This is a genomic window from Streptosporangium sp. NPDC002607 (assembly GCF_053592655.1).
The window spans coordinates 26,366-36,002 of the sequence record NZ_JBSFWD010000075.1 but is presented as its reverse complement, the minus strand read 5'-3'; the positions used below and the strand labels follow the sequence as shown (position 1 = coordinate 36,002).

Genomic DNA, 9,637 nt, shown 5'->3' with positions numbered 1-9,637 from the left:
TTCGCGGTCGAGACATCCCTCCATCATTCCAGAAAACGATCTTGACGCTATTCGTCAGAGCCGGGAGCTTGACACTCTACGCAGATCGGATGTCTTAGCACTGCTGGTTGATCCTGCTGTTGGTGGTGTCGCTGGTTGGCCTGCTGATCCGCTGTGCTCTGTCGTTCGTGGTCTCGTTGGTGTTCGTGCTCTCTTCGTCGTGTCGTCGTCCTCTCCTTCGTGGTGCTGGTCTTCTGTGATCACGGTTCGCACCACTTCTCGCCCCTCGGCCCGAAGGCGTCGCCGGACGGGGCTCCTCGTCCTCCTGGCCCTCCTCGCCGACACCGACGGCCCGCCCTCGGATCGGTAAGTCCGACTTGTGTTCTAACTTGCTTCGTAGAAGCCGGTGGGTTCGAACGGCCCGGCCTTCCCGCCGACCTTCCTCACCCTCCCGGCTCGTCCCCGGAGGGCCCTTCGGCCGGTGCGCGGCCGACTGGACCGGCGGCAGGCAGCGGCCACGCTCCGGGCCGGGGGAGGAGACACATCACCGCAGGTCAGCGGCAACTTCGTTGGAAATTTCTTCATTGCTACCGGGACCCCGTACAGGGCGTTGATACGGGTGTTGTCGGCGGGGGAGATCGGCGTCATGGGGCGAACGCTAGGTCCCGCCCGCGGATGTGCGCCGCGGTCTTCCAGCCACCGGGACCGCCGGGCTATCGTGGACGCTGCGCGCGCAGATCTCCGCGATCTTTCAGATTTTCTGAAAGGTTCCCTGCAGAACTCCTCGATGGACGCGCGCTCTCGCCCGCCAACAGACTCCCTTCCTGAGATCCAAGCAGCGGACCCGACCGATCGGGGCCGCCTCACAGGAAGCGCGATCTATGGCGAATCGATCCCGGAGAGTGGTGCCCGCAGGGCTCGCGCTCGTCCTGGCCCTCGTGATGGCGGGCTGCAACGCGAACTCGCAGTCCACCGAGCCGACGAAGGAGAAGAACACGACGGCGCTCGAGTCCGTGCCCCAGGGCGGGACCCTGCACTACCTCTCGCGGCGCGCGACCGAGTCCTTCGAGACCGCCAACGCGCAGATGGTGCCGACCAGCCGGCTGCGGTGGGTGCACCGCGGGCTGACGTCGTGGCGGACGCTCCCGGACAAGGACACGATCCTCGTGCCGGACCTCGCCACCGACACCGGTACGACGGGCGACGGCGGCAAGACGTGGACCTTCACGCTGCAGAAGGGCCTGAAGTTCTCCGACGGCAGCCCGATTACCGCGCAGGACGTGAAGTACGGCATCGAGCGGTCGTTCGCGCCGATGTTCCAGGGTGGCCTTGGCTACCACAAGACGCTGCTGGTCGGCGGCACCGACTACGACGGCCCGTACGACGGCAAGGAGCTCGACTCCATCGAGGTCGTCGACGACCACAAGATCGTCTTCCACCTGACGCGTCCGTTCGGCAACTGGCCGTGGATCGTCAGCATGCCGGCCTTCGCGCCGGTGCCGGCTGCGGCCGACACCGAGCCGGAGACGTACGGCGAGCACCCGGTCGCCAGCGGCCCGTACCAGGTGACGAGCTTCCGCAAGGGCTCGCAGGCGGTGCTGGAGCGCAACCCGAACTGGAAGGCCGACACCGACCAGGCACGGTTCGCCGGCCCGGACAAGATCGTCCTCGACATGGGCCTGAACAACGACACGATCGTGCAGCGCCTCATCGACGACAAGGGCGAGGACGAGACCGCGATCAGCAACGCGCTCATCTCGCCGTCGCAGTTCCAGCGGATCGAGTCCGACCCGTCGATCTCCGACCGCATGGCCAACAGCCCGTCGGGCTACTTCCGCTACCTCGCCATGAACGTCAAGCGCCCGGGCCTCTCCGACGTCCGCGTGCGGCAGGCGATCAACTACGCGATCAACAAGGCCGAAGTGCAGAGCGTGTACGGCGGCCCGAAGTTCGGCGGCCAGATCACCTCGACCATCATGACGCCCGGCATCCCCGGCTACACCGAGTACAACCTGTACGACGGCGGTGACACCGGCAACGTCGACAAGGCGAAGGAGCTGCTCGCCGACGCCGGCGTCTCCGACCTGAAGCTCACGCTGACCTACCCGACCGACGTGAGTGCGATCGAGGAGAAGGAAGCCCAGAGCATCAAGAACTCGCTGGCGCGGGTCGGCGTCAAGGTCGAGCTCAAGGGCCTCGACGGCGACACCTGGTACGAGCTCGTCTCGTCCGCCGACGGTGACTACGACATGACGACGAACGGCTGGGGAGCGGACTTCCCGAGCGGCATGAGCACCATCCAGCCGCTGTTCGCGTCGAGCGAGATCGACAACGGCGGCGGCAACGCCTCGAAGTTCTCCAACCCCGAGGTGGACGCCGCGATCGACGCCGCGAGCGCGGAGCCGGACCTCGACAAGGCCGCCAAGATGTGGGCCGCGATCGACAAGCAGATCATGGAGGACGCCCCGGTCGTGCCGATCCTCGTGCAGCGCACGCAGGCCCTGGCCGGTTCGAAGATCCTGAACTACTTCATCCCCGCCTACCCGCCGTTCGCGAATGAGCTGGTCGTCGGTGTCGATCGCTGAGATCCAGCAGGCGGAGGGCCGGGGTACGCCGGTCCTCGGCCGCTTCCTCCGGAAACGGTCCGGCGTCGCCGGCCTGGTCATGCTGGTCGTGCCGCTCGTCGCGGGGCTCTGCGCCCCGCTGCTCGTGTGGATCGAGGGACAGGACCCGAGCACCTTGCACACCGACCTGCTCGACCCGGACGGCGGCCGTCCGCTGGGCGTCTTCGGTGGCGTCAGCGCCGACCACTGGCTCGGCGTCGTCCCGGTGACGGGCGTCGACCTGTTCGCCCAGATCGTCTACGGCATCCGCTCGTCGCTGTTCATCGCGTTCGGGGCGAGCATCCTGTCGATCGCCTTCGCCGCCGTCCTCGGTACGGCGATTGGGTACTTCGGCGGCTGGCTCAACGCCGTCGCGGGGCGGGTGATCGACTTCATGTTCGGCTTCCCGGGCCTGATGTTCGTCATCGCGATCATGGCGATCGTGCCGCCGGAGATGCCGCGGGGCCTGGTCCTCGTGCTGGTACTGGCCTTCTTCGGCTGGACCGTCCCGGCCCGGATCATCGGCGCCCAGGCCGGCGCCATCAACGCCCGCGCCTTCGTCGAGGCGGCGCGCGCGACCGGGGCTCCGCCCTGGCAGATCATCCGCCGCGAGATGCTGCCGCACCTCTTCGGCCTGGTCGTCGTCCTGTTCGCGATGTCACTGCCCGGCAACGTCAGCGTCGTCGCGGGACTGTCGTTCCTCGGCGTCGGCCTGCGTGGCGACGTCCCCGACCTCGGCAAGCTGCTCTCGGACTCGCTGCCGTGGATCTACAGCGGTGCGGACGTCTGGTACATGCTCTTCCCGGGCGCCGTGGTGTTCCTGATCGTATTCGGCGCCACGCTCGCCGGTGACGCGCTCCGCGACGTCCTCGACGTGCGCACGGAGGATGCTGCATGATCGTCTACATCGCCCGCCGCATAGTCACCGCGGTGTTCATGCTCCTCGCGATCGCCTTCGTGACGATATCCCTCTTCTTCGGGGCCTCGAAGGACCCGGCCCGCGCCATGTGCGGCAAGCCGTGCCCGCCCGAGACCCGGGCCAAGGTCAGCGCCTACATGCAGACCGACCAGAGCGCGGTGTGGCAGTACACCGAGTTCGTGAAGGGCCTCTTCGTCGGCCGTACGTACGGCGAGGGCGCCCAGCAGGTGCACTGCCACGCACCCTGCTTCGGCTACTCATTCCCGAACCGCAGCGACGTCACGACGCTCATCGCCGAGCGGCTGCCCGTCACGTTGTCGCTCGCGGTCGGCGCGGCCGTCCTGTGCCTCGTCGTGGGCATCGGCCTCGGCGCGTTGTCGGCGATACGCAAGGGCGGGATCGTCGACCGGTTCTCGACCGGCTTCGCGATGTTCGGGCTGTCGGTGCCGACCTTCCTCGTCGGCCTGCTCGTCGTCCAGGTCTTCGGCTTCATGCTCAACGCGCTGCCGTACTCCGGCTTCGTGTCGTTCTCGGAGTCACCGACGGACTGGGCCTGGCACCTGATCGGCCCGTGGATGGTGCTGTCGTTCATCCTCGCCGCCGGCTACATCCGGGTCACCCGCACCCAGCTCCTCAACGAGCTCTCGGCCGACCACCTCGTCGCGATGACCGCGCGCGGCGCGTCGACCCGGCAGGTGAACCGGCACGCCGTCCGCGGCGTGATGGTGCCGGTCGTGGCGATGTTCGCGCTCGACGTCACCGCGCTCCTGGGCGGGTCGGTGATCGCGGAGAAGGTGTTCAGCCTGCACGGGCTCGGCGACCTGCTGCTGTCCGGCGTGAACGAGTCCGACCTGAGCATCGTCGTCGGGGTGACGCTCTTCTCCGCCTTCCTCATCATCGTCGGCAACCTGATCGCCGACCTGCTGATGCCGCTTCTCGATCCGAGGATCCGCCGTGCCTGACCCCGTACTCCAGGTCGAGGACCTGTGCGTCTCGTTCACCAGCGGCGGCGTCACCGCCGATGTCGTCCGGGACCTCTCCGTGAGGCTGGACGGCGGCCGCACGCTCGCCGTGGTCGGCGAGTCGGGGTCGGGCAAGACGATCACCGGCCGGGCGATCATGCGGCTGCTGCCGCGCGGGGCGAGCGCCCGGGGCCGGATCGTCGTCGCCGGCCGGGAGATGCTCTCCGCCGACGAGCGCGAGCTGCGCCGGGCCCGCGGCTCCGACGTGGCCATGGTGTTCCAGGACTCGATGTCCGCGCTCAGCCCGTACCTCGACATCGGCGCGCACATCGCCCAGGCGGTCCGCCTGCACGACCCGTCGGTCACCCGCCGCGCTGCGCGGGCCCGTGCGGTCGAGATGCTCGACCGGGTCGGCATCCCCGAGCCCGCGGACGCCGTATGCCGCTTCCCACACGAGTTCTCCGGCGGCATGCGGCAACGCGCGGTGATCGCTATGGCCCTGGTGAACCGGCCGGCGCTCCTCATCGCCGACGAGCCGACCACCGCGCTCGACGTGACGGTGCAGGCGCAGATCCTGGCCCTGCTCCGCGAGCTCCAGCAGGAGTACGGCATGGCGATGCTCCTGATCAGCCACGACTTCGGGGTGGTGGGGAGCGCGGCGGACGACGTCCTCGTGCTGTACGCCGGCCGCCAGGCCGAGTACGGCAGCCTCCGCGACATCTTCGATCAGCCCGCCCACCCGTACACCGCCGGTCTCCGCGCGGCCACGCCGCGGCTGGACGCCCGACTCGACACTGGAGGTGAGCGGACCCGGCTCCGCGCCATCCCCGGCGTGCCCACGTCGCTGCGCGACGCCGGACCGGGTTGCGCCTTCGCGCCGCGCTGCGGCCTCGCGGACCAGGTCGGCGAGCGCTGTGTCGTCGAGGCACCGCTGCCCACCGTCCGCCCGACCAGCGAGGGCGGCGGCCTGCACCTTGCGGCCTGCCACCTCGATCGTCTCCCCGCACTGCAGGAGGTCGCCCGGTGAGCGAGCCGATCCTGGAGATGACCGACGTCAGCAAGCGCTACCGCACCGCCGGTGGCTTCGGCCGCGGGCGCAAGGGCTTCCTCGCCGTCGACGGCGTCTCGCTCCACGTCGAGCGGGGCGAGGCGCTCGGCCTGGTCGGCGAGTCCGGCTCGGGCAAGTCCACGCTGGCGCGGATGGCCAACGGCCTGGTGGTGCCGACGTCCGGCACCGTCCGTACGGACGGGCAGGACGTCGCCTGCCTCAGTCGGCGAGGACTGCGGCGGCTGCGGCGCAACGTCGCCATGGTCTTCCAGGACCCGTTGGCGTCGCTGAACCCGCTGCAGACCGTGCGGCAGACACTGGAGAACGTCTTCCGTGCGCACGGCGAGACGACGTCGACCGCCGAGCTGGTCGCGCTGCTGGAGTCGGTCGGCCTCGGCGCCGACTACCTGGGGCGCTACCCGCACGAGGCGTCCGGCGGGCAGCTCCAGCGCGTCGCCGTGGCGCGCGCGCTCGCCCTCAAGCCGGACCTGATCATCGCGGACGAGCCGACCTCGGCGCTCGACGTGTCGGTGCGTGCCCAGATCCTCAACCTGCTGGCCGACCTGCAGCGCGACCAGGGGATCTCGTTCCTCCACGTCAGCCACGACCTGGCGGTGATCCGGCTCTACAGCGACCGCGTCGCCGTCATGCAGCGCGGCCGCATCGTCGAGACCGGCCCGTCCGACGAGATCTTCCGCTCCCCGCAGCACCCCTGCACGCGCGCGCTGGTCGAGGCGACACCGGAGGCGGAGCTGCCGGCCTGACCTGCGGGAGCGTTGCGCGACGTCGGCCAGGCGTGCCACGATCATGACCATGACTCACCGAACGACCACCCCGTCGTGAGCCGGCCGGAGGCCGGCGCGACAGAGTACTGAATGAGGACACGTGGGAACCGACCTGTTCGTCCGAGAGTACGGGCGGGACGCAGCAGATGCGCCCGCCATCCTCATCCTGCACGGCGCCGTGGAGTCCGGCGCGTGCTACGGCGACGCCGTCGACCGCTGGTGCGGCGACTACCACATCGTGGCGCCGGACGCCCGGGGCCATGGGAAGTCGCCCAGCCGCCTGCCCGAGCACGAGGGCGTTCCGTCCACCGACGTGATGGTGCAGGACGCGATCGACATCCTCAAGGACATGCTCGACGAGACCAGGCGCAAGACGCTCGTCGTCGGGCACTCCATGGGCGCGCGGATCGCCGCCTTCGTCGCCGCCGACGCCCCGCACCTCGTGGCCGGCGTCGTGCTCGAGGACCCGCCGTGGTGGGTGCCGGAGGCCGGTCCCAACCCGTGGCTCAGCGTCGAGCAGACCGCCAAGGACCCCTTCGACTACGCCGACACGGCGTCGGTCGAGGAGCTCATGGACATGCAGCGCGAGCTCAAGCCCCACTGGGCGGAGCAGGAGCTGCGCCCGCTCGCCGAGGCGATGAAGGCCGTCAACATCGACTACATGGAGCAGCGGGTCCACGAGAAGCGCCGGATCTGGACGCCGACCGCGCGGCAGATCACGGTCGGCCCGGCCGGCGTACCGGCGCTGCTCGTCACCGGCACCGGCGACGTCATCGTCGACAAGCACTCCCGTGAGCGCCTCACGGCCGTCGCGCCCGGCTTCGACGTCGTCGTGATCGAGGGCGCCCACCACTGCGTGCGCCGCGACAAGCCGGACGAGTACCACCGGCACGTCGACGCCTTCCTCCGCGAGAACGCGCCGTCGGCCGGAGCCGTCACTCGACGCTGAAGGTGTCGGACCGCGCGAGCGGGCCGTAGATCTCCGAGTCCGGCTCGGCGACAGCGGCCCGCATCGCCTCCAGCCCCGCGCGTACGACGGGGTGGCCCTGGTTGTCGCGCCGCGTCGTCATGATCACCTTGCGTAGCGGTGCGATGCCGCGCGTCGGCAGGATCGTCACCCAGTCGGCGTCGCGGGCGGAGAGCGCAGACTCCGGCACCAGGCAGATCCCCGCCTCGGCGGCGACCAGCGCCAGCGCGGCGCGGTAGTCGTCCGAGACGTGGCTGATCGGCGGGTGGAAGCCGAGCTCGGCGCACGCCTGCAGCACCATCGTGCGGCACGGGTTACCGGGCGAGGGCATGATCCAACCCTCCTCGGTGAGCTGGGTGAGCCCGATGCCCTCCTCGCCGGCCAGCGGGTGCGCGTGGGGGAGGACGGCCTTGAACCGCTCGATGTAGAGCGGGAACTTCACGATGTCGGGGGAGTCGCGCTCGGGGTCGGACTCGTACTCCAGGCTGACGGTCACGTCGATATCGCCGCGCATCAGCATCCGGTGGCTCATGTGCGCCTCCGCGTCGACGACCGTGACGTCGACGCCCGGCGCCTGGCGGCGCAGCTCGACGATGGCAGGTGCCACCAACCAGCTGATCGCCGTGGGGAAGGCGCCGATCCGGAGCTGCCCGAGGACACCACCCGCGTGCGCGGCCAGGTCGGCCTCGGCGATCTTCAGCCGGGAGTTGATCTCCTCGGCGTGCCCGGCAAGGATGCGCCCGGCCGGCGTGAGTGCCAGCTTGCGCCCCGTGCGTACGACGAGCGTGTGGCCGACCTCGCGCTCGAGCGCCGCGAGTTGCTGCGACACCGCGGACGGCGTCAGGTGCAGCGCCGCCGCGGTCGCGGTGACCGAGTCGGACAGCACGAAGGCACGGAGGACGAGGAGACGTCGGGGGTCGATCGTGGGCACGCGGGCTCCGTCGCGAGTCGGCCGGGCGTCCGTCGCGGTGGGGGCATCCGCGAGGCGGGACCTGGGGACCCCGATGCTTGCGGCGCTTCCGGACGCGGCCGCGCCCAGGGAGGTGGTGTTTGAGAAGGCCATCCGTAATCGGTGACTATTAGGAAGCAATCGCCTCAATAGTCACTTTAGCATCATTTGTCTTATTTTTGGAATCGGGTGAACCGGTGTTCTTGCGACACTCGGCGAGGACCTCCAGCCCCATGTAGCGGCGCTGTTCGGTCCACTCGTCGTTCTGCTCGGCCGGCACCGCGCCGACGAGCCGGATGATCGAGTCGCGGTTGGGGAAGATGCCGACGACGTCGGTCCGCCTCCTGATCTCCTTGTTCAGGCGCTCCTGAGGGTTGTTGCTCCACGTCTGACGCCAGACGGCTTTGGGGAAGGCGGCGAAGGCCAAGATGTCCTCGCGGGCCTCGTCCAGATGCTCGGCCGCCTTCGGGTGCTTGGCCTCCAGCGCCTGCACGACATGACGATGCCGGCCATAGACCGACTCGGCGTCAGGCTGCTCGAAGATGGTGCGCAGCATGGTGGCCACCCATGGCTGGGCCGACTTCGGAACGCGCGTGATCAAGTTTCGCGCGTAGTGGGTTCGACGCCTCTGTCAGGATGCGCCCGGCAAAGTGGAGGCGATCGCGTCGCGCAGCCCGGCGTGGCAGTCGGAGGTCACGCCCATGATGGCGGCGACCACGCCGATGCCGAACCCGGCCGCGATCCCCGCGACCGCCTGCACCGGGGCGGGCAGTGTCATCGAGCCCAGAGCGGTGGTGTGGGTGAGCACCAGGGCGACGGCCATGAGCACCATCAGAGCCGCGAGTACCTTGTACAGGGTCGCGGTGCGCATCCGCACCGCCCAGGCGGGCCTGTGGTTCCTCACCTTCAGCGTGCCCGCCCTGGCCGCGCCGATGCTGCTCGGACGAATCATGCACCGGCTCCCCTCCGCCCTGCTGGTCGCGGCCGGACCGGCACTGGCCGCCGCCTCCTCGCTCCTGCCGGCCGCCACCTACCAGCTCCACTCCTGGCCCGCGATGGTGCCCGGATTCGTGGCCGGCGGGACGAGCATCGGGATCGGCAACCTTGTCACCGGCCGAACGGCGCTGGCGTCTGCGCCCGCCGAACGTGCAGGCGTGGCGGCGGGCATCGCCAACACGGCCAAGCAGATCGGGATCGCCGCGGGCGTGGCCGTCCTCGGCGTCCCCTACCAGCTGGACGGCCTGGGCGCGATGCTCCTCACGGCCGCGGCCATCGGCGTCCTCGGCGCGATTCCGGCGCTCCACCTCATGATCATGCGTTCGCGGCACCAGGGCGGTTCATCAAGGGCTGAGGTGCCGGCCGAGCGGCCCCCACATCAGGACTCGGAGCGCCCCACGCTTTTGTAGGCCGGGACCAACGACTCCG

Annotated in this window: 8 protein-coding genes and 1 pseudogene; 7 read left to right on the top strand and 2 right to left on the bottom strand. The window is 69.7% G+C overall.

The window, feature by feature from the left end:
* Positions 1-860: 860 nt before the first annotated feature.
* The 6 genes from ACWD3H_RS43445 (at position 861) to ACWD3H_RS43420 (ending at position 7,245) form a co-directional block, all read left to right on the top strand.
* The gene (locus ACWD3H_RS43445) at positions 861-2,564 is read left to right on the top strand and encodes an ABC transporter substrate-binding protein (protein ID WP_451959180.1); all 1,704 of its coding nucleotides are present in this window, start codon (positions 861-863) and stop codon (positions 2,562-2,564) included.
* Complete coding sequence (locus ACWD3H_RS43440; protein WP_451959179.1) at positions 2,551-3,480, top strand: ABC transporter permease; 930 nt, start codon at positions 2,551-2,553, stop codon at positions 3,478-3,480. The genes ACWD3H_RS43445 and ACWD3H_RS43440 overlap by 14 nt, the downstream gene beginning before the upstream one ends.
* A complete protein-coding gene (locus ACWD3H_RS43435; RefSeq protein WP_355552501.1) occupies positions 3,477-4,463 on the top strand; it encodes an ABC transporter permease in 987 nt (328 codons plus the stop codon). Before ACWD3H_RS43440 ends, ACWD3H_RS43435 begins: the two co-directional genes overlap by 4 nt.
* Entirely contained in the window at positions 4,456-5,490 is a 1,035-nt protein-coding gene (locus ACWD3H_RS43430; protein ID WP_451959178.1) for an ABC transporter ATP-binding protein, read from the top strand. Before ACWD3H_RS43435 ends, ACWD3H_RS43430 begins: the two co-directional genes overlap by 8 nt.
* Positions 5,487-6,275 carry an ATP-binding cassette domain-containing protein gene (locus ACWD3H_RS43425; protein WP_451959177.1) on the top strand — a complete coding sequence of 263 codons (789 nt, stop codon included), beginning with the start codon at positions 5,487-5,489 and terminating at the stop codon, positions 6,273-6,275. Before ACWD3H_RS43430 ends, ACWD3H_RS43425 begins: the two co-directional genes overlap by 4 nt.
* Positions 6,276-6,396: 121 nt before the next feature.
* Positions 6,397-7,245 (top strand): alpha/beta fold hydrolase, encoded by an 849-nt coding sequence (locus tag ACWD3H_RS43420; protein WP_451959176.1) that lies wholly within the window; start codon positions 6,397-6,399, stop codon positions 7,243-7,245.
* Here the strand turns inward: ACWD3H_RS43420 and ACWD3H_RS43415 are convergent.
* Both ACWD3H_RS43415 and ACWD3H_RS43410 read right to left on the bottom strand, forming a co-directional pair.
* Entirely contained in the window at positions 7,232-8,194 is a 963-nt protein-coding gene (locus ACWD3H_RS43415; protein ID WP_451959175.1) for a LysR family transcriptional regulator, read from the bottom strand. The two genes, ACWD3H_RS43420 and ACWD3H_RS43415, sit on opposite strands and share 14 nt — an antisense overlap.
* Before the next feature lie 148 nt (positions 8,195-8,342).
* Positions 8,343-8,909, bottom strand: a pseudogene (locus tag ACWD3H_RS43410) (transposase); the annotation flags it as partial.
* Positions 8,910-9,033: 124 nt separating this feature from the next.
* On the opposite strand from ACWD3H_RS43410, the gene ACWD3H_RS43405 reads away from it, so the two are divergent.
* Positions 9,034-9,618, top strand: coding sequence for an MFS transporter (locus ACWD3H_RS43405; protein WP_451959174.1), 585 nt, complete (start codon positions 9,034-9,036; stop codon positions 9,616-9,618).
* Positions 9,619-9,637 lie beyond the last annotated feature (19 nt).

Excerpts from the sequence above, each read along its gene's own strand:
- ACWD3H_RS43405 (WP_451959174.1), top strand. The coding sequence starts at position 9,034 with ATGAGCACCATCAGAGCCGCGAGTACCTTGTACAGGGTCGCGGTGCGC.
- ACWD3H_RS43435 (WP_355552501.1), top strand. The coding sequence starts at position 3,477 with ATGATCGTCTACATCGCCCGCCGCATAGTCACCGCGGTGTTCATGCTC.
- ACWD3H_RS43445 (WP_451959180.1), top strand. The coding sequence starts at position 861 with ATGGCGAATCGATCCCGGAGAGTGGTGCCCGCAGGGCTCGCGCTCGTC.